This window comes from Erysipelothrix aquatica (assembly GCF_009828825.1).
GTDB lineage: Bacteria > Bacillota_I > Bacilli_A > Erysipelotrichales > Erysipelotrichaceae > Erysipelothrix > Erysipelothrix aquatica_A.
This window is the reverse complement of sequence record NZ_WTTA01000002.1, coordinates 439,948-466,203: the sequence shown is the minus strand read 5'-3', so window position 1 is coordinate 466,203 and position 26,256 is coordinate 439,948. Positions and strand designations below refer to the sequence as shown.

Sequence of the window (26,256 nt, the reverse complement as noted above, 5' to 3'; positions counted from 1 at the left end):
TTATTTTAGCTTTGGAGTGTCATACCACTCGCTTGGGAATCCCATAGCATAAAGTAGTCTATTTACATCACTAGGAGAAAGCGTTTTGCACAAACCTTTAGTTAATTTTATTAACCTGTTGTGTAGATTAGCATATGTTCCATACTCCAAGAATACTCTCATCACGATAAATGCGTCATAAAGAGTACGTTGTGATTTGGTATCCCTATTTGGAAATGTTCTAAATACACAACTACAGTATTTTGGTTGAGTTTTAATCTTAGCTCCAAATAAGAAATTGTCATGAGCGGTGATATTTCGGTAATCATTAAGAATATTCAAAAAAGTTGATAATTGCTCTGGAGTTAGAATATCAGACGACTGTGTTAGAACACTATGTTCTGTTATATATCGGGTATAAAAAATGTCACATATTTCATTCTGTTCTGATTTGTTCAAAACGTTGTATAACTTAATTACATCGTTGAAATAAAGATTGTTGACTAATACCCAGAATGGCACATGGCCATACTTATTCATGTGATGTTTTATTGGGTTAGATGGAGCTGTGTTTCCAGAATTGTATTTGATTTGGTTAGAGATTCCAGATAACAAGGAAATATGACTAGTAATCTGATCTTTGTCAAAATTATTTGGATTCAAGTAAGCAAAATCATCTTGATGGTTCTTGCAAAAAACATGCGCTAGCACGGATTTAAACTGTGATTCAACTTTCATAAGTTTTCTATAAAAAACGTTCTTTAGTTCATTGTCAAAGAAGTATAAATCAACAATATGGTCAAACTTAGTACCTTCATTAAAGCGTTGAGTGCTCGGATCATAATAATACTGCCCATATCTATTGATTATGTTGTAATAGTTCTTAAACATTAAAAACTTACATACTTCATCATCATTTGTGATTGTTAGTCCTCTTGACTTAAGAATAACGAGTTGTTCTTCAATAGACTTGAATGGTCTATTACTGACTATTTCAGACATGACTATCTCCTATAAATAACAAAGCCCACTCGATTAAGAGCAGGCTTTGCACTGTCAGGGTCCGTAGACCTCCTGCAGTTGTTGTACACACATATTACCATAGTCAAATTTATTGTCAATAATTAATTTTAAAATAGCAAAAAGTATAGAAAGTGAAAAAGTATGTTATGTCCACTCTACAAAGGATTTAATTGCTATTTTAAAAAAGAAAATAATATACAGGTTATCTACCGAGAAAAACAAAGAAAAGGAGTTGATTTTTATTAATAAGATAAGAAAAAATTACATTAAAATTCAAAGCCGTCGTGCTTTTGAACGTTCAATGAATAAATCTGGTTCAGAAATAATTTCAATGTACGCAGATGGCAAAGAATACATTGTTAGTCGTGTTACAGACCGCGATAGAAGATTTAAGAGATCGAAAGATTTGCTTGAGTTTAATGAATCTTTGAGTTGGTTCTCATAGATTACCTTTTAAAAAGATAAAAAGGAGTGATAAATGTGTATCTATTAATTGATGTCACGACTGGAAAAATTGTTGCTTCTGGATCAATACCGGATATTGAAAAAGAAACTGAAATCCCAAGAACTCGATTGCACTGGTCATATAACATGAATACGAAAATAATGAATGGCCAATATAAATTAATCAAAAATGAAGGAGATAAACTATGAAGTTTACAATCAATAGAATTGAATTTCTAAAAGCATTAAGAATTGCAACAGGTGTTATTAATCCACGCCCAGTATTACCAATCTTAACAGGAGTTAAAATGGAGTTAAGAGATGACACACTCACACTTACCGGAAGTGATGGTGATATATCAATTTTCTCAAAAATGTATGCTAATGACACAAATCAATTACACTTCCATGAAGAAGGCGGAGTAGTGCTTGATGCCAAAATTTTACTTAATGCTGTAAGCAAGTTTGAAAGCGAAACAATCAACTTAGAGATTATGGATGGAGCATATACAAAACTAAGTGGTGGATCTGCAGAAATTAATATTAATGGTTCTAACCTTGATGCATATCCGAAAATCGAGATTATGAAGAATGATATCGAGTTCAATATTGAAGAAGAACGATTAAAAGATTTAATCAGAAGAACAATCTTCGCGGTTGCTCACCCTGGAACCAATGAAGATAAGCCATTCTTAACAGGTGTGAACGTAAGAAATAAAGAAGGCGATCTAACATTCGCATCAAGTAATACCTTCAGGGTAGCGATAGCAAGCGAAGAAATATATCCAGTTAGTGATTTCTCTGTAACGATTCCAAGCAAGACAATGCATGAAATTAGCAAACATCTTACAGGAATGATTACAGTTGGAATAGCAAATACAACTGCATCATTTAAGACAAAGGATGCGTATATTCAAACACGTCTAGTAGATGGCTTATACCCTGATTTAACAAGGTTGGTTCCTTCCGATACGAACTCAGATATTTCAATTGATCAAGATGTTCTTGTTGGAGCAATCGACCGCGCAGCGATTATCAAGGAAGAAACTATTCCAGTGATTGGGTTAGTCTTAAACAATCATGAAGTGTTTGTAAAAGCGAAATCACAAGAACTCGGAAGTACAGAAGAAAAACTTGATGTAACTTTAGAAAAAGCATGCGATTCATCACTTAAAGTCGCATTTAATGGTAATTATTTAAGAGAAGCTGTTAAGTCATATCCAAAAGGCAATGTGGTACTAAAAGTAATTGGTCCAAAATCACCAATGATTGTTACTGACTCTATAAACTCTAAAAACTTAAATATTATTATGTCTTTAAATGTAGAGGTTTAGTATATGTCGCTATATAGGAAAATAAGCTTAGGATTCTGGGATGATTCTCAAATCGTTGATGAATTCACACCTGAAGATAAATACTTCATGCTTTATCTTCTAACAAATCCTCACACGAACTTAATTGGATGTTATGAGATCTCGTTTCGTCAAATGTCTAATGAAACGGGATATAGCAGAGATACGATAGAACGACTATTAGATAGAATGGCAAATCTCCATAGTGTTATTGAGTACGACAAAGAAACCAAAGAAGTGTTTATCAAAAACTGGCATAAGTATAACTGGACTAGAAGTCCTAAATTCTTGAAGAAGATAGTCGAATTATACGGATTCGTTAAAAGCGATGACTTTAAAAATAAGTTATATCCAATCATAGAAAAGACAGGAGCGGATATGGTATCTATACCGTATCCATACCCTATGGATACATCTGTTACTGCTTCTGTTACTGTTACTGCTTCTGTTACTGTTACTGTTACTGATACTGTTACTGATACTGCTTCTGTTTCTAATGTCGAACCAATCCAAAAAGAAGATATTGAATCAAGAAAAGGAAAAAAGAACAAACGAGGAACCTTAAAAAAATATGGAGAGTATGAGCACGTTAAGTTATCCGAAAAAGAATACCTTAAACTTGCTGAAGAGTTCATCGACATTGACGAGAGAATTAGAAATCTTGATGAATATATGGAAATGAGCGGAAAATCATACACGAACTGTAACCTTGTAATCAGGAAATGGGCAAAAAATGATAATAAATCCACTGGAAAAGGTAATTCTCCAGAAAAGCATGCTATTAATCAACCAACCTATAATTCAGAAATTGAATTAAACGAAATTGATCCCAGTGAATCTGAAAAGGTCATTGAGGAATTTCTAAAAGGAACCAAAGACTTAAGAAGCGAGGAGGAAACGTATTAATGAATATTCAAGAACAAGCACACCAAAAATTGCTTAGTGAAATGGAAGACAACACTAGTTCAGAAATTGAAAAAATCCATACCTGGTTATGTTCGAATTTGGACGATACGATGTGCAACAACATTATCAATGAAGGTAGAACACTTCTAAAATGTTGGGACTTTGTACTAAAAAAAGTAGAAGAAGAGTATATCAGTAAAAATGGGCGCAAAAATGGCGGTTATTACGTCGGTGACCGAGTTTATGAGTTTGTTAGGGAATATTACACCCTTACAGAAGAATTGCTCTCAAAAGTCTTTAAAACGACTGATAAGAACAAAAACAATAAGATTGCCAAAAGCGAGCTCGTAAGTAAAGCTATACAAAAAACAAAACCAAAGAAAAAATCTCAGCCTGATGATCAACTAACGTTATTTTGATGCAAGCACATCATTACAAAACATCTATTAAACCAACAAAATCATTCTACAAATACTGTGAGAGTATCTTCTCTGTTGTGAAGTTCAAACAAGCAGGCAAAGAAATTAAAACAACAGAAAGAAAAAGCAAAAAAGTTAAGACTGTAAGATTACAATCGAACACTAATTTTAGAAATTACACTCACACAATCTATGTTGGTTACATTGCTGCAACATCGAAGAAGATTGAAATACAACGTCATTCTATAACAAGATTCATAAAAATGACGAACGATGGCCCTAGAGAATTCTTTGATACAAACTTAGTTAATCTTACTGTTCTCGAAAATAATGAAACGTTTAAATATCAAAACAAACAATTAGAAGGGTTGGGCTTCTATCACGATCAATTGTGGTTTGAACAGAACATCACGAAAGTAATTTCAAAATCGGAACTCAAGTATACTAATTTACTTCCTTACGAAGGGTACATAGAGGATCAATTCATTAAAGCCTACAAGTATAAAGAATTGATCGAAGCACTATGTAATTTGGGAAACATCGAAATAGCGAAGGCAATTGTATCAGGTGAGGCAGACATGAGAAGCCTCAACAGAAATTGGATTAAGAAAAATAAACGCTTTGTGAAACATGGGCTCAGATATCGACAGATTTTAGAGTTAGAAGCGCTGAAGCAATTCTATGTTCTAAATGATAAGACACTAGAGCGCATCAAACATTTTCAATTAAGTCTAAGAGATGTGAAAGACATTTTAGACTACGAAAAGAAAAACGAGATTAAACCAAGAAAGTTATTGAGGTATCTCGATAAACACAACCGAAGTTTGTGGTACTACAAGGATTATTTACGCGTTGCAAGAGAATTTAATTACGAAATGAATCATTGGAAAACATTGTTCCCAATTAATCTTGAACAGGCTCACGATAACGTGATGCGTAAAGCGGAAGAAATTAAACAAGCAGAAAGATTAGCTAAACTTCAAAAGTATTCCGAATCTTACAACAAAATTGTTGATTTTGTCAAAACTCTTGAATATGAAGGGGATGACCTCAGTATACTTATTCCAAAAACTCTTGATGAGATTATTGTGGAAGGAAAAACATTATCACATTGTGTGTATGGTGAACACTATCTTCGAAAACACTCGAAACTCGAAACACTTATCATCTTCATTCGAAAGTCTAATAAAATAAATGAACCATACTTTACTGCAGAACTATCTACGCAAGGTGAAATCAGACAGGTTCATGGGTTTGGCAACGAAAACAAGTCTGAAAAAGGGTTAATCGCTGCGAGCGAGATGCCAAAAGTAAGACGGTTCGTCGAGGAAATTGTGAAGAACGAGAAATACCAGGACACGATTAAATCAGTAATTTCTAAATCGAAAAAGAAGCTTAACGAATGTAAAAAACTATCAAATAATAAAAACACTCTTACAGCCAGTATATAAAGGTTGTAATGAGTGTTCTGTAAATGGAAATAACATGAAGGTTATCTGAGAGGAGAATATAAATGTTAAAAACTAAGCTAGCAATTGTTGATCACAAGAAAATTGAACGAATTGAAATAGTGAATATGGGTACCATATTCAATCCAAACGCTCAAAGTTATAACATAATCGCGTATCTTAACAAACATCCATTAGAACAAGAACAAGTAGAAGTTAAGTTGGATAGTTTAAATACAGAGCTAGAAGCTGCAGAGGAACTAAATGTAATCTTTGATGAATATAATCGATTACAAACGGAAGTATCAAATACAAAAATGTAGGTTATCTACAACAACAAGGAGGACACAAAGATGTCGAAATTAAGCACACAAGAAGCAGTACAAAACGCAATTAACGAGTTAGACTTTCAATCATTAATTAATAAACAAGTAAAAGAACACGCAACTAACGCTGTTAAAGAAGTTATTGAAGAACAATTCAAATGGAATGGCCCGATGAAAAAGCACATTGACGAAGAATTTAAGAAAGCAGCAACAGTTGATCTATCCTCACTTGGAATTGAAGGACTAAGTTTAGTTATGTCGGAAGCAATCGTTGAAGCAACGAACGAATTGATTGCAGGAGAAACAAAAGAAGCGGTTCAAAAACACTTATACAAAGCCCTTGACGGTGTTTCAAAGATTAACAATATTAATAGTCTAGTGAAAGAGCTAGTTGATCAGCTCGATAAGAAAGATGAATATGGCGATGAAGACGTTAGCGGAACAGTGCTTATTGAATATCATGAAGAACGTTCAAGTTGGACTGATTATGTACATAAATATTGGACCATCGTGCTTGAAGGAGAAGAAGGTGGCACCAACTTAGAAGAATCAATAAAATTTTGCGTACTCGAAGGAAGAAAAGGAAAAGTATATTCAGTTGATGGAAAAAACATCGATAAATTAGATTCAATATATGAAAAACTAAAAATGTGTGACAAGTTCAATCTGTTAGGGATTGTTAAAGAAGAAGAGTTTGATTTCGACAACAGCTGTTTTTTTGATTGCTAGTCAATCTCTAAAAACACCAAAAACTATCAAAATAAAAAACATTACTCTTAGCCACTCTATAAAGGCTTTGAGTAGTGTTTACAAAATTCAAATAAGATACAGGTTATCTACCTGTTAGAAAGAGGAAATAAAATGAAGCATACTAAGAAAATCTTGTCGAAATTTTACAAAGAAGTTATTGTCGGTAACAAGACTTTTGAAATCCGTAATGAAGATGATTGTAGATATGAAGTTGGTGATGTAATTGAACTTGTCGAAGTTGAAGAAACTTCCAGATCGACAGGACGTAAACAACTTGTTGAAGTTACTTACCGATTAGACAGTAAAGACTTTTCGGAAGGCATTAAAGATGGCTATGTTGTTCTCGGAATTAAATTAAGGGGTGATGGAAAATGAAACAAGTAACTTATGAAGAAGCCACATTATCGTTTTTAGAAATACGTAATGGAAACGATGACATTGAATTGGTGAAAACAGTTCTTGATTACATGCACCAACACAAGCCCCCTACATGGGAAGAAGTTGTTAAGGCTTGGGAAGAAGTGGATAAAGATTTGAATGTGTACATCCATAATAACGAATTGTGCGTAACTGATATTGATGAAGAAGAAACAAGTGTATTTTGGTATGACATTATAACAGGTGGGTATGAATTTGAGTGTTCTTCTATGGAAATGATTAACGCAATCAACCTAACAATCAGATACTTAGAAGCACAAAAACATCATGATTTATAAGAAATAGGTTATTTTCTAAAACAATCATTTAAACCGCTTAAATAGTCGTTCATATTACATTATTAAAATTCAAGAAAAGATATACGTATTCTTGAATAATCTAAACAAAGAAAAGAGGACGAATTATGAAAGTTTTAATCGGAAATGCAATCATTGAAAAAGAAAGAATTGAAAGAGTATCAATCGATAGACGACACAACTTTTTAGGATTCAGGTATGTAGATGTTGATGTACTGATGAAGCGTCCATTACCTCAAAATGCATTAGTTTCTCCGCTGCAATTTGATTATCAAACGATTACCGTAGCAACTTTTAGGGGTAGACGTCAAGAAGAAAAGGTATCGAAACTAATTGAAGAAATATACACAATAATCAACCAAGGTGTGACGATCAATGGAGATGAAGAAAAATGATACGTGACACATTTAATAGTTATATTAGCTGCAAGAGATGGCTAGAAGGATATCCAGATTTGCGACGAAGATTTTTTGAGTCATTGCCAGGAACAGGAATATCGGGCATTTCATATGAAGAGTTTGTGTCTACAGGGGCCAACCACGGTATGAAGTTGTCAAAGATATCTGATAAGATGGCTGAGTTCGACAAAATCAATAAGCAAATGATTACTCAATGTAAGAGCACGATACAGATTTGCGAAATATGGTTGGAATTAGCAAGACCTAAAAATAAAGATCTACTTATACAAAAGTTTATGATTGAAAAAAGGACGGATGAAGAAGTTGCTAATATCGTGGGGTATGAACGGTCATGGGTAAAGAGAAGAATTGATAGTGAGATAGAGTACTTGTTGTCAATAAAATAAAGCACAATTGGGCTAAGAAAATCATGATACTATGATAGCGTGAAGTTGTTGCGAACTTCACATCTCCATATTGCCCTTGTTCGCAAATTTCCTCGTTAAGACACACTAGTTGTGTCTTTTCTTTTTGGTTACCATCGGAGGATTGATGGTGATAACGATTAAGAAAGGATGTACATATGTTTATATGCAAAATACACTGTGTTGCTAAAACGGACCATTTAGAAACAATTCAAATTGTTCCAGGTGACATTATTAGTGTTGGGAAGACGATACGAAACAAAGTTAGAGTATTGGTTACAAATAAGGGGATTGGTTATTTGGATTCTGCATTAATTGAAACTAATTTTAACAATTATGGTTAAGCAGAAGAAAAGAAGAGCAAGACGAAAGCCACCAAAGGATTGGATTGTCGAGATCAACAAAGGGAATGTTGATGCATTTTATAAATCAACAGATTGGGATATTGCACGAGAGAGTGCACTGATTCGTGATAAAGGTGTTTGTCAGTGGTTTCTAGGTAAATTCAAACATGAAGTCACTCCAGATCATATAAGCCTTGTAACCGCGACTACAGTCCATCACATTAAACCTCTACGAGAATATCCAGAGTTGGCTCTCGATGTATCAAACTTAGTGAGTTTATCTTTTGAAGCTCATGAGCGTATTGAAGGTAGATGGCGTGATAATTTCAAAAAAAAGAAAGTAATTACGGAGGAGAGGTGGTAATTATGAATACAGACAAGTTAATTAATCTCTTGAAGGTAAAAGGATTTAATCCTGTACTTCAATCTGTAGAACAATACGCATCGGTAATTAATATCACACCTAAGGTTGCTGCAACTATATTCAATGATCATGAAGTTGTAACTGGCTTTATGATTTTTATTGAACCAGGCAATGATCAAGAACATTCAATGATTGCTCTTACCTTGATGGTATTGCTAACCACAACCGTTACTAACTTAACGAATGGTCAAGCTACAGATGTATTAAACTATCTTGGATTAAGTGATGATAAGTTACCAAAGAAACGAAGTGTAGAGCTAGATGGATTTCTATTTACTATCGAATTATTTGGTGGATTAATTTCATATCGCGCAACTGAAGTTACTTGTTTAAGCTAAGATACCCCCGTCAAAATCTACGAATAAAATATTTGTTAATAGGAGCGGATGTGGTGGTTGACTGTACAAAAAAATCAAAACTCTCGTGTGAAAGGGGGTGGGGTCAAAATGCCTAAGAAAATGCCAACTGAAACAAAGAATTCCTATAATAAGGAAAAATCGGGAAAAACAAACCCATCAAAGATTGGTAAAAAAGCTGAAGAAACTCAAAAGAGACTTTCTATCAAAGAAGATCTGATTTATCAATTAGAAGACTCCGGAAGACTGCAAAGTTTTTATACGAATCTTATCGAAGATTATCTTTTCTATTATGACCTCAAAGAAAGATTTCGAAGGGATATTGAGAATCGTGGTTTAATCGTTACAGTTACATCTGGTAATGGTTTTCCAAAGAAACAAACTAACGAATCCGTAAAGGAACTTCGAGAAACAAGTAAGATGATGCTTAAAATACTTCAGGATTTGAAACTACAGGAACCCTCGACTGGAGTAGATAAATACGATGAATCGGATTATACATAAATACATCGATGAATACATTCAATTTGTAAAAGATAATTCAAATGAAGTATCTAGTGACGTCTTGTTGTTAATTGAAAACGTAGTAGAGCCAATCTTGATTGACGAAAATGTATATTTCGATGTCGAAACATACGAAAAATGCATCCGATTTGCTGAGCGTTGGTTCTATAAACTCTTTCCTTATCAAAAGTTTCGGTATGCTTTTGCATTTATGTATCGTAAAGACAATCAAGATATTGTAACCTTTCCTGAACAACTTGATATTATGGCGCGTGGCAACGGCAAAGATGGGTATTTGATGCCACTTGCTTGTTTCCTCCTAACTCCGATGTATGGTGTAAAGAACTATAACATCGATATTGTTGCGATGGCAGAAACACAAGCTCTAGATTCATTCAATGTAGTTTATGACATGTTGGAATCAAACGCGGAGGCCATGAAAAAACTCTTTTATTGGAATAAAACAGTGATCATTGGAAAACAAACAAAATCTAAGCTTCGATTCAATACAACAAATGCAAGAACCAAAGACGGTAAAAAAACTGGCATGGTAATAATCAATGAACTTCATGCTTACGAAAACTACGATCAGATCAATGTATTTACATCAGGTCTCGGGAAAGTTAAACATGCTCGAACGTGGGTGATTTCCACAAATGGAAATGTGAGAGGTGGCCCATTCGATGAAAAAATTGATAATTCTACATCAATTCTGAATGGAGAGCATAACCATTTAGGTATTTTTCCTTTTATCAATAGAATTCGATTAGATGAGGAACCTCTTATCCATGAACCAATGAAGAAGTACTGGGAAACACATGATGAGGCGGATGTTGATATTACACCGTGGTGTAAAGCGAATCCAAGTCTACGTTATATGCCGGTATTGAAGCATCAAGTGATTCAAGATTACAAAAAAATGATCAAACAATCTTCATACAAATTGGAATTTTACTCAAAACGTATGAATTTCACATTAAATGATGAAGAAGTGGCAGTAACAAGTTGGGAAAACATTAGACGTGCTTCATATTCCGATGTAGATCGAAAAATTCCAAGAACACATGATGAATTACGTGGGAAAAATGCTGTAGTAGGAATAGACCTTGCTACGTTCAATGATTTTGTATCAGCAGGATTTTTGTTTAAAGAAAATGATGAATACGTATGGAAATCAAAAACATGGATATGTAAGCGTAGTAAATTTTTCACGGGTATAAAGTTTGATTTTGGTTCTATTGGAAGTAATGGCTTCACAGATTTCGAAATCGTTGATGAAGATTACATTGACGAAAATGATGTTGTTAAATGGATTACAGACGGTATGAAAGAGTATAATGTCCTGAAAATTGTCAGTGATAGCCATAGATTTCCAATGCTCAAAAAGTCGTTCAATGAGTATGGTTTCGATGTTGAGTCTAGAGACAATTCATTTGGACTGCTCAGAATGATTCGTCTTAATACTTCAGTTTACAATATTTTAGGCCCGATGATTGAGCGCCTCTTCGCAGAAGGGAAAATCAATATTGGAGATTCAGCAATGATGCGCTGGTCTATTAACAATACAGCTCTAACGCGTAATAAAAACGGTGATATTACATTTGAGAAAATTGAACCTAAGCTACGAAAAAACGATACATTCATGGCTTTTGTACATGCAATGCAAGCTCATGAATTATTGGAGCAACAAACAATTACTGTCTATATCTAGGAGGTGAGTATGTCACTATTTAGAAAATTATTTAAACGTGATTCAGGCGGTACAATGGTATTCGATGATGGCGATGATATTGCAAAAAAACTTCACATCAAAGAATTTTGGATAGACCATGCGGTGACGCTAATATCCGAAACTATTGGTAAAGCCGATTTTAAAATAAGTAGTAAAAAAGAAATGGGTGGTCAAACAAAATCAGCGCTCTATATACTCAACGTTCAACCAAACCCTAATGAGTCGTCTACAGAATTTTGGATAAAAGTTATTCGAAAAATGATGCTTGATGGGGAGTGTTTAGTATTAAATACAGGAACCGCTCTATTTAGGATTAAAAGTGCCGAAGTAAGCAAATCTGTTACCGTTGGTAGAACGTATTCAAAAATAGTAATTGAGGGTCCTGGTGATGAAATAGAGGAATTAACAAAGTCTTATTCATACAGTGACATTCTTAAATTCACAGTTCCGAATGAGAAATTTCAAAACCTCGTCAACAATTATTATGAAGATGTTGGTAATTACATTGCATCTGCTGCAAAGTCATATCGACGCTCTCAATCACGTAAATCAATATTGAGAACACAAAATCAAAATATTCCTATCGCAGATCAAAAGGGAAACCCGATAACATTTAAAGACTACGCAGATAAACTTGCAGGACAGGTCAATAGTGAAAATGATGAAATTATTCTTCTTCCAGCTGCAATTAATTTGGAAGATCTATCAGATAAAACTTCAAAAAATTCTGAAGATATCACGAAATTCATGAAGCAATTTGGTGACGCGACAGCCGCCGCCGCACGAATACCTCTAGATGTATTTTACGGAACTAAAACTGAAAAATCAGACGGAACCGCAGATCTTATTAACTTTGCATGTATGCCTTATATCAAAATCATCCAGAACGAACTAGATGGAAAATTAAGCACTGAGAAAGAGTATTTTGAAGGGACACGATTTATTTTGAATAAATTTGCGCTTCAATACTTCAATATTATTTCTCATGCAACGTCTATCGATAAATTAAGAAGCGTTGGCTTTAGCCATAACGACATTATGAAGGCATTGGACGAACCGTTGGTTGATGAAGAGTGGGCAAATCGTCGTTATGTTACAAAAAACTATATGAATGTCGAATCGGATGGAAAGGAGGAAGAGAATGAAACAAAAGAGTGATGTATTTCAATTTGTTAAAGAAAATGAAATGAATACTAACATCTACGTTTACGGAGAAATTCGTAAAGGTGACTTTTGGGAGAAAGTATTTGGCCCAGATGAGACACGAGTAGATGCCTATTCATTTAAAGATTTACTTGCATCGGTAGAAACACCTAAAGTCACAGTTCGTATTAATTCTATGGGCGGTTCAGTATCTGAAGGACTTGCGATTTACAATCAACTTACTGATTTTCCTGGAGAAGTGGAAACAATCGTGGATGGATTCGCGTGCTCGATAGCAAGTGTTATTTTTATGGCGGGAACGAAACGTGTTGTTCCTGAGTCTTCATTGGTAATGATCCATAACGCTTGGTCATCTGCTGTTGGTGATGCTAATGCAATGCGAAAAGCCGCTGAGTTACTTGAAAAAGTCACAACTCCAAGCATTAACATCTATCAGTCAAAGACAGGTCTTGATGAAGATTATATTAAGTCTTTGATGGACAACGAAACGTGGCTTACTTCTAAAGAATGTTTTGATTTGCGTTTTGCAACAGCAGTTGAGCGCAATGATGTAAAGCAATCCTTAGATGAACAATATCTTTCTAAGCTAATTCTTGAAAACAAAGAATTACGCAGTCAGATTGGAACAAGTTTTACAAACGAAGTAAATAAAACAGAAATAAAATCATCATGGGATGGTTACTTTGAATAACTAGGAGGACCTTATGAAATTAGGTAAATTAAGTATTGAAGAATTAGTACAATCAGTTGAGAATGCTCCTAAAGAGCATAAATCACAAGCAATCATCGATGCAATTCAAGCATCAGTAGATCAAAAATATCAAGATGTAGTTAATGAATTTGTAACACAATCACAACAAGTGGCAGCAGATGCATCATTAGCTGATAAATTTGGATTACGACAACTTTCAAAAGATGAAGAATCATTCATCGATGCAGCAATTAAACAGGGACTAACTGGATCAGATTCTGCCTTGTTCCCACAAACAACAGTTGAATTCGTGTTTGAAGATCTCAAGAAAAACCACCCATTGTTCATGCATTTGAACTGGGCGCCAGCAGGACTGAAAAAATGGATTTTATCTGAATCTACAGGGAAAGCTGTTTGGGGGAAAATTACTTCATCAATTACATCGGAATTAGAAGCAACAATTAGTGATATTGATCTAACTGCTGCAAAACTCACAGCATTTTCCTTTATTCCTCGTGGAATTATTGATCTTGGGTATAAGTGGATTGATAAGTTCATGCGAACAATTCTTGAAGAAGCACTTTCAGAAGGTGCAGAGGAAGGGTTCATCACTGGTAATGGTAAAGACTCGCCAATCGGAATTGATCGTGATTTGAAAGGTTCTGTGGTAGATGAAGTATATCCAAAACGTACACCTGTTGCGATTACAGACTTTGGTCCAGAATCATTTGGTAAAGATGTATTGCCAGTTTTAAACCGGAAAGGTGATCGTAACGTGGATAAAGTTATTGTTATCGCTAATCAAAATGAAATTGACACACGAATTTTTAAAGCAACTCATGTTCTTGGACCGCAAGGCTATGTAAAAGCGAAGTTACCAAAAGAATTTGTATTTGTTCCAAGTAAACACGTTGAAGATGGGCAAGCACTTGTTCTATTGCCGAAAAAATACAACGCTGGCTTCTCAAAAGTTAACGCAGAATCATCTGATCAATTTAAATTCCTAGACCACACACGTACCTATATCATTGTTGCGTATGGTAATGGTCGTCTTGTATCAAATGATGATGCGGTCTTATTAGACATTAATAAGCTCGAACCGTTAATTCCAAGCGTTATCACTCAAGCAGCAGAAACTGCACCAACAGTTTAGGAGGGTCTTATGCCAAAAGTTAAAAACAAAAAAAGTGAAGTGGGAACTTCAGAAATTGCAACGGATTTAACTAGCGACAATACACCAGAAGCAAAACCTATTGACGTGTCTGAAGATACGCCTAAAGATGAAGTTGTAAATACAAAAGAATTTGTAGTTGTCGTTAGATTTATTGATGCAATTTCTGGAAAAGTTTATGAAGTTGGTGAAACTTATCCAGAATCATCTAATGAACGTATTGAAACACTTCTGGGGAAAAATATGCATCAAACTGCATTTATTAAACTAAAAGCTGATTAGTATGAATGAAATTATCAAGAAAATCATTGAGGAGGTAAGGCAAGAATTTGCTTTATCTCCTTTTGATACTGATTCGATGATTGCGACATACTTAAAAGAAGGCATCTATGACATTGAGCGCATAGCAGGGTCACAAATAGATTACGACAAAGATATGCAGGCTCGTGTGTTGTTGAAGAATTATGTTAATTACAGACGACATGGGCGCCTAGCGGAATTCAAGGAGGTGTATGCTGGTGAATATACCGAAATCCAAATCAAGTACTTCAATCCCATCTTACACGAGCGGAAAGATTGAGCTTTATGAAGAAAATCAAACTAGAGGAGATTATCCGTTAGATTATCTTAAACCTTTGTTTGTTGCAATTTGGTATAACGAAATATCAATCGGGGACAAATTAAAATTTGAGTTTGAAACTCGAAGCAATCATGAAGTTCGAAAAATCCGGATTCAACAGATTCCGAATATTGACTCCAGATATGTAGTCAAATTGGAAGAAGTTTACTATCGAATTTTCAACATTTTTCACGGTTACGATAAAAATGGGTTTGCAATCAGTGACATTACGCTAACATATTACCCAAATCCAATACTGGAGGTATAAGTATGGAGTTTTCTAAAGGAAAATTGAGTGAAATACTCAATGATTTAAAAATCCCTGTTGCCGATTCAATGTTCAACAAGGACTTTGAATCAAAAATACCGCGAGTTGTGTACTGGGATTTTCTGTGGGAACCTAATAATGCATCGGGCTTATCATCATCAACGATAGTTACATACCAGGTGTCATTTATTTCTAAAACACCGCGTAATCCCAAGCTTATGGAGTTATTGCAAAAGTTAAATGAAATAGGAATTACTCCTGTTGTATCTCATGAGCATGATATTGAAACAAGAACCGTACACAGTGCCTTTGCAATACAGGTGATTGAAAATGTCCTTTGACGGACTGTTAGATTTATCTGATCAATTATTAGAGATTGCTAGAAAGCTTGAAAATACAGAAAAAATGCGTGAAGCTGGTGCATCAGAGCTAGTAAAGCACCTAAGGCGATTACCTAAACCGATGTCTAGTATTAGAAGTCCTGGATATACACACCTTATTGATACATTTTCTTATAAGCATGTTGGAAACGAGACAATCGTAGGATGGGGGAAATGGTACGGGCCTCTTGTAGAATTCGGTACTCGAAAATCAAGGGCTCAACCGCATCTAGTTCCAACATTTAATAGAAATGCAGCGAAAATAAACAGAGCCATGCTCGATGTAGTAGGCCTATAGGAGGAATTATGAAACAAAAAAAACCAAAGTTAAAACTTACTGTTGGCGCATTCTTTTATAACATTATGAATCAAGTCGAAAATGATGACTTTGATCCTGTAAATTATCAAGAAACCATTAAGTCACCTATTATTAAATCAATAGGTACTAGTGAAAACGCAGAAAGTACAACAGTCAATTCAAGTGGTATCGATTACGATACAGTAGATCAGAGTTCAAGCATCGAATTAGAAGTTGAGGTCGTAGCATTTGATCCAACTGATCTTGCAAAACTGCGTGCCGAAAAAGTAGATGCAAAAGGTCTAGTCCTTAGCGGGCGATCTGCAACGCGTCCTTACTTCGCGGTTGGAGTTCCTGTGATTAAAAAAGATGGAGTGGTTCGGTATACATGGTATCCGAAGTGTAAACTAGTAAGTAACACAGATGAATCAAAAACATCGGAGGAGTCTTTCTCAGAGCAGAACGAAACACTTTCCATTCGTGCTTATGCATTCAATGAAACAAAAGACTTCAAGACTTATGTTGATACTGAAATGGATATTGCCCCTGAAGGACTTACAGAGGATAAGTTCTTTGCAAAGCCTATTCTAACCCCACAAGATTTAGCTGTTGCTTTAGGAGAAGCACCATTGCCAGAAGTGTAAGAGAGCGTAAGCTCTCTTTTTAATTACAAAAGGAGTCAAATATGACAATCATTACATTAAAAACAGGTGAAAATATTAAACTCGATTGGTCGTTTAATACATCAATGTTACTTGACGAGTACGAAGGCGGTGTTAAAGCGTTCGAAAAAGATATTAAGAATCCTAAGAACAGGGTAAAAGCATATGGTCATTTGGTTTACGCGGTAATCGCATCAAATGTTGACGAAGTCTTAACTGTTAAACAAGCACAACGCCTTATTGGAAACGACCAAACAGAACGCATTAACAAGTTTCTAAAGTTAAATGAGGAAAAAGTTGATGCATTTCAAAAAAAGCAAACATCGTCGAGTACTACAACCCGCAAGAAGAAAAAGAAGAAACAAATTACACAAAAATAAAGTATGCAGGACTTCAAATGGGACTTTCAATTGAAGAAGTTATGAACATGAATCCAACTGACTTTTACGAAATGGCACAATATCACGCTTCAATTAAAGGAGACAAATAATGTCAAACGATATGACAAGAGCAGGGGTCATATTTGATGAACAAGGTGCACAGCGTCTCGTTGGAACACTCAAGGAAGTAAGTTCTGCAGCCAAAGAGAATTATCAATCCTTTCGACTTGCTTCATCCCAATGGGATGAAAACACGAAAACATCTCAAAAGCTTGCAGACAGACTGACATTTTTAAGTGATCGATACACAATTCAAAGTGATAAAGTTCGAATTCTAACTGAAGAACACAAGAAACTACTTGAGGCTGAAAACAAGGACGTCAATGCAATCAGGGATAAAGAAGCACAGCTTAAAGGTGCCCAGGCAACCTTAAATAAATACGGAAAAGATCTAGAGTCGGTACGAAAAGAAATTGATGCAGGTACCGCATCACTAAAAGATATGTCCGATAAGTTAAGCAAGCAAGGGGATGCAATAACTAATGCAGGTAAAAAAATGTCAGTCTTTAGTGCTGCATATGCTGCTGCAAGTGGCATATCAGTTAAAAGTGCTATGGATTTTGAGAAAGCATTTACAGGGGTTAAGAAAACGGTTGACGGAACACCAGAGCAACTAAAAGAAGTTGAACTCGGTATTCGAGATATGGCAAAACAAATGCCAACTGCAGCTGTAAGTATTGCAGGGGTTGCAGAGACCGCAGGTCAACTCGGAATCAAAACTGAAGACATTTTAATGTTTACCGAGACAATGATAAAACTCGGAGAAACAACAAACTTATCTGCAGAAGAAGGTGCAAATGCAATTGCTAGATTTACTAATGTTACGGGAATGTCTGTGTCAAATACTGATCGCCTTGTTTCTTCGTTGGTTGCATTGGGTAATAACTCAGCAACAACCGAAGCAGAAATTATGGCAATGGCATCAAGACTTGCAGGGGCAGGGTCTCAAGCTAAACTTACTGAAGCGCAAATACTTGGTATTAGTGCCTCATTATCGAGTGTCGGTATTGAAGCAGAGGCTGGAGGAAGTGCATTCAGCAAATTACTATCTAATATGCAAATTGCAACAGAATTAGGTGGGGACGATTTAGAAGCCTTTGCAAAAATAGCAGGCATGACCGGTCAGGAGTTTAAAGAAGCCTTTGAGGATAATGCAGCCAATGCGTTGCTAGCGTTCATTGACGGTCTTGCAAATGCTGAAAAGCAAGGCACTAGCGCAATTGTTATGTTAGATGAAATGGGCATCAAAGAAGTGAGAATGCGTGATGCGCTTTTAAAAGCAGCAGGTGCGAATGAGTTATTCTCAAATTCATTGACGATGTCTCAATCTGCATGGGAAGAAAATACGGCACTTACAAACGAGTATGCAAATATTTTGGAAACTACAAGTGCTCAGTGGGAAATAACAAAGAACAGCCTGAATGATCTAGCGATAACAGTAGGAAATATTTTGCTTCCAAGTATTAACTCTATGCTTGAAAAACTACAAGGACTAGCGACGTGGCTATCAAATTTAGATCCTGCAATTCAAAAGATTGTCGTCGGATTTGCAGGTGTAACCGCAGCAATCGGTCCAATCCTAATATTTTTAGGGAAAATCATTACGAGCGTCGGTGCTATTGTTGGTTTGGTTGCAAAAATTATGCCAATATTAAAACCCGCATTTGTGGCCATTAAGGGAGGAATAGCAGCAGTAGCAGCCGCTCTTGCTTCCCCAGTCGCCGCAGTGGTCGCGATTGGAGCTGCAATTGCAGCGTTTGTTGCTATTGTTGTTCTTAATTGGGATGCTATTGCATCATATACAAAGAAACTGGCTGAATCAATGAGTAAAGTATTTGATGATTTTGGGAAGTGGTTTAATGAGTTGGTAACAGGGATTGTTAATTGGTTTATGAGTTCATTCGAATCAATGGCTTCCTGGTTTCAGGGGCTTTTTACAACAATTCGTGCAAACATCGAATTATTTATCGCTTCTATTTCTGAAAAATTCGGTATATTTAAACAATTTATCTTAGATTTTATGACACAACTTATTGAGACTATAGTTACAAATGTTAGTGAATTTATAAGTTCATTACTAATTTTATTAAATGGACCTATTGATTTTCTCAAAAATGTTGGGATTCTAATCGTTGCACTCGTTGCCATGCTTTTAGAATCACTATGGAATATGATCAGTTCATTTATCGATACTTTGATAGTTGGTTTTACTAACTTCAAAGTATTCATAGCAGAAACTGTTGAGTCTATAAAGACATGGTTCAATCAATTTATTGAATCTGTACAGTCTAATTTTGACTCATTTATTGAAATAGTATCTACTAATATTAAATCATTCATAGATGCAGTTACTGAACATTTCAATAATTTTATGAATGCAATTAAGAACATTCTTGAAATAGTAAAAACGACATTTACAGACATATTCACTGCAATCCAATCGTTTGTTATCGGAATATTTACTAATATAAACACGTTCATTCAAAATGTTGCTAATGCATTTAGCAATGCTTGGTCGAGTGCATCGCAGTATGTACAGACTAATGTATTGAATCCGCTCGCAAATTTCTTTAGAAACATATTCAACACAATCTCATCGATTGTTAATGGTGTTATTTCATCAATAATTGATGGATTCAAATACGCCGGTGACTTTATTTATCGGACATTTACGAATATTCGTGATTCGATTGCGACGATTTTCTCTTCGATAGCTGGAATTATTAAAGGACCTATTAATGGTGTCATTTCAATGATGAATGGTGTCATTCGTTCACTCAACAAAATTAAGGTGCCAGATTGGGTGCCTGGCATTGGGGGTGCAGGGGTTAATTTTGGAGAAATCGCATATCTTCAGCATGGAGGGAATCTTGTTCGTGGTTCAGCAATCGTTGGTGAAGCAGGAGCGGAACTTTTAACAGTTGGTGGTGGAAATGCTCAAGTAACGCCATTGACGAGTTCAGGTGGAGCGGCCCAGCATGACCTTATTGATTATGAACAATTTGCCTCTGTGATGCGACGCGTATTCACAGGGTTAAAATTCGAAGTCGCCGACGATGGAATCGCAAAACTAGTAGACAATCGACTCTTGGAGGTAATGTAATGATTAAATTTAATGGAATAACTGAAAAAGAACTTGGAATCCTCATAAAGGAGCCTCATCACATTGTTGGTAGGGCTCCTTTAAAAGTTGAAAAGACTGATATTGAAGGTTCTTCAGAGCAAGTTTATGTTGAACTTGGGTATTCATCTATCGAGAAATCATTCGATATTCAAATTCTCGACATTTCAAAAGTCGATAGATTACTTCAGTTGTTTACTGGAAAGGTAAAAATAGAGTACCAGAATCGGTACACTTTCGGTCACTTTTATTCGCAAATCGATGTCCGAAGGGTTGTAACAATACGAGAAGCGAAAATATCATTTATTCGAGATGCATTTTGGTATGCAGAAGATATATTTGATAAAAGTAGCATCAATACTGGAACAGTATATTCGGAACCAATTATCCGATTAGAAAAAAAACTTGCTGCGAAGGTGGATATTAGTATTAATGGAACAAGGTTTGATTATGAATTTCCTGCCGGTGAAGATTATGTCTTGATCGATTGTCAAACGAAGAATGCTTTATTTGAAAACCTCCTTCGTAATCGCCAACTTAAAATTGGGTGGGAGTATCCGAAATTAAACGTAGGGGAGAACGAGGTTAAATTACATAGTGGTGACTGTAACGTCTTGTTTCGGCGTAAGGATAGATGGTTATGATTCGCATATTTAATCCTACTGATAAAGATTTTAGTAGTAATGGTAACATTGCAATCAAACCACTTAAACTGATCGAGACAAAAAAGAAATCATTGAATGGTTGGTATATCGATGTAGAAGTATCGGTTGAGTATGCAGATCATATCAAACAAGATAATCTCTGCGTTACAAAATCAAAGTCGAAAATTAATTTACAAGCATTTAGAATTGATGGGATAAAGGTTAAAGGAAGAACAATCGTATTTAAGGCTCATCATGTTATGTTTGATGCAGATCGGTTATTCCTTAAAGATGTTCGGCCAGTTAATATGAGTGCTATAAGTGCACTAAACTATATTAATGATGCTACGGATAATCCTAGTCCTTTTACGCTCACTTCAAATGTAGTTGGGGCAAACACAGCATATTTCATTCGCAAAACATTGATTCAAGCTTGGTCTGTAATTGAAGAGCGGTGGGCTGGTGTATTCGATGCAGACAACTTCAATGTAACATTTAAAGAAGATGTGGCAGTAGATCGACAAGTTAGTTTAACTTATGGTTCGCAACTCGAATCCATAGAAGTTGTAGAAAACTGGAACCAGGTAGTAACCATGCTTTATCCCACAGGTCGAGATGGAATCATGCTTCCTGAAAAGGTTCTTGTTTCAAATATTCAATACCCCCAGCCTTATAGCAAGACAGTTTCCTTCGACACAAAACTTGATGATGAAGAACAAACAGAAAATAACATCATTGAAGAACTTCGCGCAAATGCTCTTGCTTATTTGAGAGAAAATGAGGTTCCGAAGGTAATGTATACCGTCAAAAGTGATGTAAATCAAAACTTGGCTATTGGTGATTTAGTTGTTGTGAAACATCCACAATTGGAAATCAATACGACTGTGCAAGAATATGTCTATAATGTCATGACAAATCGTGTAGCGACACTTGTTTTTGGTAACTACAACCGTGATGTAAAAAAACAGTTTGATTCAATGAAAGAATCTATTAATGACGCTGTAGAAAAAGCAAGCACATCAATAAAGCTCAGTAAAGAACAAACTGATTTAATCAATAATCTAAATAAAAACGGTTATGTATACATTGATGATAATGAAATATTGATACTTGACAAACTTCCGAGAGAAGATGCAATAAATGTATGGCGTCTTGGACTTGGAGGTTTAGCGTTTTCTCCGAACGGTTACGAAGGGCCTTACAGTTATGCCTTGACACAAGACGGTAGGTTTAATGCTAGTTTTATTGCTTCTGGTGAAATAACGACTAATATGCTCGCAAGTGACGTTGGTTCGAGTTTAGATATATCTTCAAATAATGCAATCAACATGGAAATTGCTAATAGAGAAGCTGGAGATGAGTTCGTAAAGTCGAGTCTTGAGCAGACAATTAGTGATTTTAATATTCAATTTCAAAAAGAAATTGCGGATCAAAATGGAAAAGTTAATCTACTTACTTCATATTTCAACTTCAGTGATGAAGGGCTAGAAATTGGGAAAAGCGACAGCGATTTTTCGATTCTACAAACCAACGACGGCATCAGCTTGAATTACAAAGGTACCCCAATCTCAAGTTGGAAAATTGTAAATGGGGTTCCGCAGATGGATGTAACCGCACTTATCGTCCTGGAACGAATCGTAATGGGGAATCACATTATTATGAAACATAAAAATGCCAATGAAGCGAAAAGCGGAACGATATGGCAACACACTAGAAAGATTGGGTGATTGAATGGCGTGGATAAAAGCAGAAAGTAGACCGTTTCCAAACGATAATCGATATGTTGCAGAGATTTGGTATGAACTGGGTTCTCAAAGCATCCAAAATAATACAACACCAGTTCGGTGGGAACTCGGTGTTCGGAAGTTAAGCGGAGACGGATATTGGGATAATAGTACAAATAGTAGTATCACTTCCCAATGCTACGGAGAGAGTTACACTACTAACTTTAGTTATGATTTTAGTGGATCTAGTTATAAAGCCGTTGATTCGTGGGGATGGAGATCTGTAGCCCATAATGATGATGGGACAAAGTCGTTTACGATGTGGACAAAGTTCAATCTTACTCGTCTTGGCTATTTAGAATTTGGATTTAATTTGACATTGCCTACAATCCCAAGACATGTGATATTTACTCCAAACTGGAATAAGAGTCTAAAGGCTAGGTCTTTTGGGTATTCCGTATCAATGCCAAGCTCAGTAAGCTCATGCAAAATTACACTTAGAGGTAGCACTGATATTTGGAATAAAATGTTAAGCACCAATGAAACTACAACAGTACCCTTATCAGATTCGCAATACAAAACGATGGTAGAAAGTTTTGGTAATGCTAATGTAAAGGCATTCTCATATATTGTTGAAAGCTTTGTAAATGGAAAATCTATCGGTACTAAAAATTATACATCAAATATAAACTGGGATATTTTTTATAAACTTCCAACTCTTCGTCATGAGTTAGTACAACCTTCATCAATGCACAGTGATGTTAAAGGTCTTGTAATTTTTGGCTTTACTCAGATTAAAGTAACTGCATCATCAACTCCTCAACAATACTCAAATCTATGGGTTGCTGATTCAAACTGGAAAACATCTTTAAATGGCGAGTATAAGAATGGTGCAATTTCTACACATGCGGTTTCTAAAAATCCTTTAGTGATTGGAGTTCAATGGACTGATAACCATCAAAAACCCGGATCCATAAATCAAAATACAGATTTAACTGGGATACCGTATACTCGGCCAACAGTAAAAATTGACCAGTTAAAGCGCGTTAATGCAGCAGGAAACGATGATTTGCTAGGTACTAATGTTTTTGTAAAGGCCAACATAAGTTTTAATCCCCTTCAGCAAAGAAATGGAATACTTTCAGTGCAAGTTGGGATTGGATCATATACGACAATTACACAAGAACAGCTTGCAGTGGGGTATACGATCACTAATGTAGATGTCAATAAAGCACATGTTATAAATATAAAAGTTGCGGATAAAGTAACAAGTGATAATGTACACTCATTTAGTGTATCAAGCGGAAGTGTTGATTTATATATCGGAGGCAATGGCGAAGTCGGCGTTGGTATGATTAATAACAAAGAACCTAACTCACTACAAGTTAAGGGGCAATCATATCAAAATGAAAACGATCCAATTAAGGATTTCTTTGCTCAACCCATTCCATTAACCACCACTATAAATTTCAATGATTATTGGAAAAGAGGAATCTATTCGTTATCAAACACAGTCAATGCAAACAATTCGTTAAACAGTCCTGGAGCAGGTGCTGGTTTCTTGGTTATAAGAAACCTTGGTGATTACTCAGACTTGCAAAACCCTAATAAAACATGGCTTTATGTATGGCAAGAGTTTGAAAGCCTATCAGGAGCAGTTTACTCAAGATACATGGGAACCAGTTCGGGCACAACTCCGGTTTGGTCTAAGTGGCGTAGGGTGGATGTTCCAATTCAACCTGAAGACTTTATTGAAGAACGTGGTTCAAATTATATCAAGTGGTCAAGCGGTGCACTTGAACAGTGGGGGCAAGCGTCGATAACAACTCCAATTAATATTGGATATGGTGGTGGTTTCTATGCAGGAACAAGACCTAATGTAAAGTTTCCGGTTCCGTTTGTTGGAGGTGGTGTAAACTTGCAAGTAACGATACTTGATAATTTCGCAATGGCCGGTGCCCCATATGAATTAAGTAATACAGGTTTCAATGTTCTATATTTGTATTCACTTACAAAGGTAGACGCTTCAGCTGCACGCGCCTACCACTGGCGTGCATTAGGGAGGTGGAAATAATGTTACAGGCACATATTAGTAAATTAGAGAAAGATTTGAAGGAACTTGACCCTGATTTAAAAAAACTTAATGAAATTGTTGAATCAGAGCAATTGAAACTTAGTGAGGCAATGAATAATCGGAATCTTATTAAAAATCAAGTTGATGAATTAAATTCAGAAATTCTTTTCTGGAAAACAGTACAAGAGAAGATTGTTGAAATAAGCAATGAACCAACACAATCAGATGTCGACAACGACACAAAGGAGCAATCATGAACGAAATCATATTATTTATTAAAAGCGATCCATTGTGGGTCGCTTTATCATTATTACCGTTAGCAATCTTAGCGAAGAATTTACTAGGTGCAGGTCATGCACAACAATCTAATCAATTGAATTGGAACTATCTGAAACGTGGATTGTACAAAGGATTACTAATTTACACGGCTATCGCAGTACTATCCGTCATGGCTGCTCTAAGTAATGATTTGAGTGTCAATGTTAACGGAACGAGTTTAACACTCGTACAGGCGGTTACAGTCGTTATTATGGGTGCGGTTGCCGTATACGTGAAGGATATCTTTGCATTATTTCTATTAATCTTTAAACAACCAACAACTATTGATGAAAATAAAATAATTAATACAGAAAGCGGTACGTATGAGTACCTGGAGGACAAGTAATGCCGTGGAATGATAATGGAACATTACGTACAAGCGGTAATGCAGGTTATGTTTTACCGGATAATCCATATCCTGAAGTACCCAATTGGCAATGGGAAAGACGAAATATAACTGGTGGGTTTTGGAGGACAGATCCTAATTACCCTTACCCTCCGCATAGTGGAGTTGATTACGGCGCGAATAAAGGTGAAACAGTAACAACTTATGATTATGGTGAAGTCATTCATTGCGGGTGGGATGACGTATTCGGAAACATTGTTATGGTATATCATCCAGCTATTGATAAGACCACATTGTATGCACATCTACATAGTATCGATGTGTCTAAAGGTCAGCATGTCAATGCACAACAAAAAGTCGGTACAGTTGGTAATACAGGATCAGTAAATGGCGTTGGATATGGAGACCACCTACATATTGGAATCCAAGATGGAAAATCAACCAACCTATTCAAATACGGGAATAATTGGCACGACTTTGATACATTCAGTTATCAAAGTAATTTAATTCAAAAGGAGGAGTCTCAAATGATTCTATTTGATACAAGCAATGGTAAAGATGGTAACTTTACATTTACCCAAGATGCTCATGTCCTAAGTGAACCGAACTGGACAACAGGTACTCGTCTTGCAACATATAAAGCAGGAGAAACTGTTCAATTCGAAGGTATGACCTTTGCGGATAACCACACATGGCTCTTTTATACTAAAGATGGCGCTAAGCGTTATGTCCCAATTCAAAAAGGGAAACCTTTCGGAAGCTTTGTGTAGAT

35 protein-coding genes are annotated in these 26,256 nt (G+C 35.7%); 34 read left to right on the top strand and 1 reads right to left on the bottom strand.

The annotated features are described in order from the left end of the window. Window positions 1-981, bottom strand: a complete 981-nt coding sequence (locus GVV22_RS05520; protein WP_159649127.1) for an Abi family protein — start codon at window positions 979-981, stop codon at window positions 1-3. A gap of 112 nt (window positions 982-1,093) precedes the next feature. On the opposite strand from GVV22_RS05520, the gene GVV22_RS05515 reads away from it, so the two are divergent. The 34 genes from GVV22_RS05515 (at window position 1,094) to GVV22_RS05350 (ending at window position 26,254) form a co-directional block, all read left to right on the top strand. Next, window positions 1,094-1,447: a hypothetical protein gene (locus GVV22_RS05515; RefSeq protein ID WP_159649126.1), complete on the top strand. Its 354-nt coding sequence runs from the start codon at window positions 1,094-1,096 to the stop codon at window positions 1,445-1,447. Between the two features lie 35 nt (window positions 1,448-1,482). Beyond that, window positions 1,483-1,656 (top strand): hypothetical protein, encoded by a 174-nt coding sequence (locus tag GVV22_RS05510; protein WP_159649125.1) that lies wholly within the window; start codon window positions 1,483-1,485, stop codon window positions 1,654-1,656. Beyond that, window positions 1,653-2,780: a DNA polymerase III subunit beta gene (gene dnaN, locus GVV22_RS05505; RefSeq protein ID WP_159649124.1), complete on the top strand. Its 1,128-nt coding sequence runs from the start codon at window positions 1,653-1,655 to the stop codon at window positions 2,778-2,780. Before GVV22_RS05510 ends, dnaN begins: the two co-directional genes overlap by 4 nt. 3 nt (window positions 2,781-2,783) lie before the next feature. Continuing rightward, entirely contained in the window at window positions 2,784-3,704 is a 921-nt protein-coding gene (locus GVV22_RS05500) for a hypothetical protein (protein ID WP_159649123.1), read from the top strand. Next, a complete protein-coding gene (locus GVV22_RS05495; RefSeq protein ID WP_159649122.1) occupies window positions 3,704-4,123 on the top strand; it encodes a Cas9 inhibitor AcrIIA9 family protein in 420 nt (139 codons plus the stop codon). Before GVV22_RS05500 ends, GVV22_RS05495 begins: the two co-directional genes overlap by 1 nt. After that, window positions 4,123-5,574: a PcfJ domain-containing protein gene (locus tag GVV22_RS05490; protein WP_159649121.1), complete on the top strand. Its 1,452-nt coding sequence runs from the start codon at window positions 4,123-4,125 to the stop codon at window positions 5,572-5,574. The genes GVV22_RS05495 and GVV22_RS05490 overlap by 1 nt, the downstream gene beginning before the upstream one ends. Window positions 5,575-5,636: 62 nt before the next feature. Next, window positions 5,637-5,894 (top strand): hypothetical protein, encoded by a 258-nt coding sequence (locus GVV22_RS05485; RefSeq protein ID WP_159649120.1) that lies wholly within the window; start codon window positions 5,637-5,639, stop codon window positions 5,892-5,894. 30 nt (window positions 5,895-5,924) lie between these two features. Further along, window positions 5,925-6,626 (top strand): hypothetical protein, encoded by a 702-nt coding sequence (locus tag GVV22_RS05480; RefSeq protein WP_159649119.1) that lies wholly within the window; start codon window positions 5,925-5,927, stop codon window positions 6,624-6,626. A 132-nt stretch (window positions 6,627-6,758) separates the two neighbouring features. Beyond that, on the top strand, window positions 6,759-7,022 hold the full coding sequence (locus tag GVV22_RS05475) for a DUF3850 domain-containing protein (RefSeq protein WP_159649118.1): 264 nt from the start codon (window positions 6,759-6,761) through the stop codon (window positions 7,020-7,022). Continuing rightward, window positions 7,019-7,363 (top strand): hypothetical protein, encoded by a 345-nt coding sequence (locus GVV22_RS05470; RefSeq protein ID WP_159649117.1) that lies wholly within the window; start codon window positions 7,019-7,021, stop codon window positions 7,361-7,363. Before GVV22_RS05475 ends, GVV22_RS05470 begins: the two co-directional genes overlap by 4 nt. A gap of 125 nt (window positions 7,364-7,488) precedes the next feature. Further along, entirely contained in the window at window positions 7,489-7,776 is a 288-nt protein-coding gene (locus tag GVV22_RS05465) for a hypothetical protein (protein ID WP_159638294.1), read from the top strand. Beyond that, window positions 7,773-8,186: a hypothetical protein gene (locus GVV22_RS05460; protein ID WP_159638296.1), complete on the top strand. Its 414-nt coding sequence runs from the start codon at window positions 7,773-7,775 to the stop codon at window positions 8,184-8,186. Before GVV22_RS05465 ends, GVV22_RS05460 begins: the two co-directional genes overlap by 4 nt. Before the next feature lie 176 nt (window positions 8,187-8,362). Next, window positions 8,363-8,548 carry a hypothetical protein gene (locus tag GVV22_RS05455; protein ID WP_159649116.1) on the top strand — a complete coding sequence of 62 codons (186 nt, stop codon included), beginning with the start codon at window positions 8,363-8,365 and terminating at the stop codon, window positions 8,546-8,548. Next, window positions 8,520-8,912, top strand: coding sequence for an HNH endonuclease (locus GVV22_RS10970; protein ID WP_201290688.1), 393 nt, complete (start codon window positions 8,520-8,522; stop codon window positions 8,910-8,912). The genes GVV22_RS05455 and GVV22_RS10970 overlap by 29 nt, the downstream gene beginning before the upstream one ends. Before the next feature lie 2 nt (window positions 8,913-8,914). Further along, complete coding sequence (locus GVV22_RS05445; RefSeq protein WP_159649115.1) at window positions 8,915-9,310, top strand: hypothetical protein; 396 nt, start codon at window positions 8,915-8,917, stop codon at window positions 9,308-9,310. Window positions 9,311-9,418: 108 nt separating this feature from the next. Next, window positions 9,419-9,832 carry a P27 family phage terminase small subunit gene (locus GVV22_RS05440; protein WP_236261722.1) on the top strand — a complete coding sequence of 138 codons (414 nt, stop codon included), beginning with the start codon at window positions 9,419-9,421 and terminating at the stop codon, window positions 9,830-9,832. Beyond that, window positions 9,813-11,543: a terminase TerL endonuclease subunit gene (locus GVV22_RS05435; RefSeq protein ID WP_236261923.1), complete on the top strand. Its 1,731-nt coding sequence runs from the start codon at window positions 9,813-9,815 to the stop codon at window positions 11,541-11,543. Before GVV22_RS05440 ends, GVV22_RS05435 begins: the two co-directional genes overlap by 20 nt. Window positions 11,544-11,552: 9 nt before the next feature. Beyond that, window positions 11,553-12,722 carry a phage portal protein gene (locus tag GVV22_RS05430; protein ID WP_159649114.1) on the top strand — a complete coding sequence of 390 codons (1,170 nt, stop codon included), beginning with the start codon at window positions 11,553-11,555 and terminating at the stop codon, window positions 12,720-12,722. Beyond that, window positions 12,706-13,419, top strand: coding sequence for a head maturation protease, ClpP-related (locus GVV22_RS05425; protein ID WP_159649113.1), 714 nt, complete (start codon window positions 12,706-12,708; stop codon window positions 13,417-13,419). The genes GVV22_RS05430 and GVV22_RS05425 overlap by 17 nt, the downstream gene beginning before the upstream one ends. A 13-nt stretch (window positions 13,420-13,432) precedes the next feature. Further along, window positions 13,433-14,572, top strand: a complete 1,140-nt coding sequence (locus GVV22_RS05420) for a hypothetical protein (RefSeq protein ID WP_159649112.1) — start codon at window positions 13,433-13,435, stop codon at window positions 14,570-14,572. Window positions 14,573-14,581: 9 nt separating this feature from the next. After that, window positions 14,582-14,872 (top strand): hypothetical protein, encoded by a 291-nt coding sequence (locus tag GVV22_RS05415; protein WP_159649111.1) that lies wholly within the window; start codon window positions 14,582-14,584, stop codon window positions 14,870-14,872. A 1-nt stretch (window position 14,873) separates the two neighbouring features. Then, window positions 14,874-15,170 carry a hypothetical protein gene (locus GVV22_RS05410; RefSeq protein ID WP_159649110.1) on the top strand — a complete coding sequence of 99 codons (297 nt, stop codon included), beginning with the start codon at window positions 14,874-14,876 and terminating at the stop codon, window positions 15,168-15,170. Next, a complete protein-coding gene (locus GVV22_RS05405) occupies window positions 15,109-15,477 on the top strand; it encodes a hypothetical protein (protein ID WP_159649109.1) in 369 nt (122 codons plus the stop codon). Before GVV22_RS05410 ends, GVV22_RS05405 begins: the two co-directional genes overlap by 62 nt. A 2-nt stretch (window positions 15,478-15,479) precedes the next feature. Then, entirely contained in the window at window positions 15,480-15,818 is a 339-nt protein-coding gene (locus tag GVV22_RS05400; protein WP_159638312.1) for a hypothetical protein, read from the top strand. Further along, complete coding sequence (locus GVV22_RS05395; protein WP_159649108.1) at window positions 15,808-16,155, top strand: HK97-gp10 family putative phage morphogenesis protein; 348 nt, start codon at window positions 15,808-15,810, stop codon at window positions 16,153-16,155. The genes GVV22_RS05400 and GVV22_RS05395 overlap by 11 nt, the downstream gene beginning before the upstream one ends. An 8-nt stretch (window positions 16,156-16,163) precedes the next feature. Beyond that, on the top strand, window positions 16,164-16,799 hold the full coding sequence (locus tag GVV22_RS05390; RefSeq protein WP_159649107.1) for a major tail protein: 636 nt from the start codon (window positions 16,164-16,166) through the stop codon (window positions 16,797-16,799). A gap of 41 nt (window positions 16,800-16,840) precedes the next feature. Beyond that, complete coding sequence (locus GVV22_RS05385) at window positions 16,841-17,197, top strand: hypothetical protein (RefSeq protein WP_159638318.1); 357 nt, start codon at window positions 16,841-16,843, stop codon at window positions 17,195-17,197. A 109-nt stretch (window positions 17,198-17,306) separates the two neighbouring features. Beyond that, complete coding sequence (locus tag GVV22_RS05380) at window positions 17,307-20,360, top strand: phage tail tape measure protein (RefSeq protein WP_159649106.1); 3,054 nt, start codon at window positions 17,307-17,309, stop codon at window positions 20,358-20,360. Further along, window positions 20,360-21,022: a phage tail domain-containing protein gene (locus GVV22_RS05375; RefSeq protein ID WP_159638322.1), complete on the top strand. Its 663-nt coding sequence runs from the start codon at window positions 20,360-20,362 to the stop codon at window positions 21,020-21,022. The genes GVV22_RS05380 and GVV22_RS05375 overlap by 1 nt, the downstream gene beginning before the upstream one ends. Then, window positions 21,019-22,749, top strand: coding sequence for a phage tail spike protein (locus GVV22_RS05370; protein ID WP_159649105.1), 1,731 nt, complete (start codon window positions 21,019-21,021; stop codon window positions 22,747-22,749). Before GVV22_RS05375 ends, GVV22_RS05370 begins: the two co-directional genes overlap by 4 nt. A gap of 4 nt (window positions 22,750-22,753) precedes the next feature. Further along, window positions 22,754-24,820: a pyocin knob domain-containing protein gene (locus GVV22_RS05365; RefSeq protein ID WP_159649104.1), complete on the top strand. Its 2,067-nt coding sequence runs from the start codon at window positions 22,754-22,756 to the stop codon at window positions 24,818-24,820. Next, window positions 24,820-25,077, top strand: coding sequence for a hypothetical protein (locus tag GVV22_RS05360; RefSeq protein ID WP_159649103.1), 258 nt, complete (start codon window positions 24,820-24,822; stop codon window positions 25,075-25,077). The genes GVV22_RS05365 and GVV22_RS05360 overlap by 1 nt, the downstream gene beginning before the upstream one ends. Further along, a complete protein-coding gene (locus GVV22_RS05355; protein WP_159649102.1) occupies window positions 25,074-25,484 on the top strand; it encodes a hypothetical protein in 411 nt (136 codons plus the stop codon). The genes GVV22_RS05360 and GVV22_RS05355 overlap by 4 nt, the downstream gene beginning before the upstream one ends. Beyond that, the gene (locus GVV22_RS05350; protein WP_159649101.1) at window positions 25,484-26,254 is read left to right on the top strand and encodes a M23 family metallopeptidase; all 771 of its coding nucleotides are present in this window, start codon (window positions 25,484-25,486) and stop codon (window positions 26,252-26,254) included. Before GVV22_RS05355 ends, GVV22_RS05350 begins: the two co-directional genes overlap by 1 nt. Window positions 26,255-26,256: the final 2 nt, after the last annotated feature.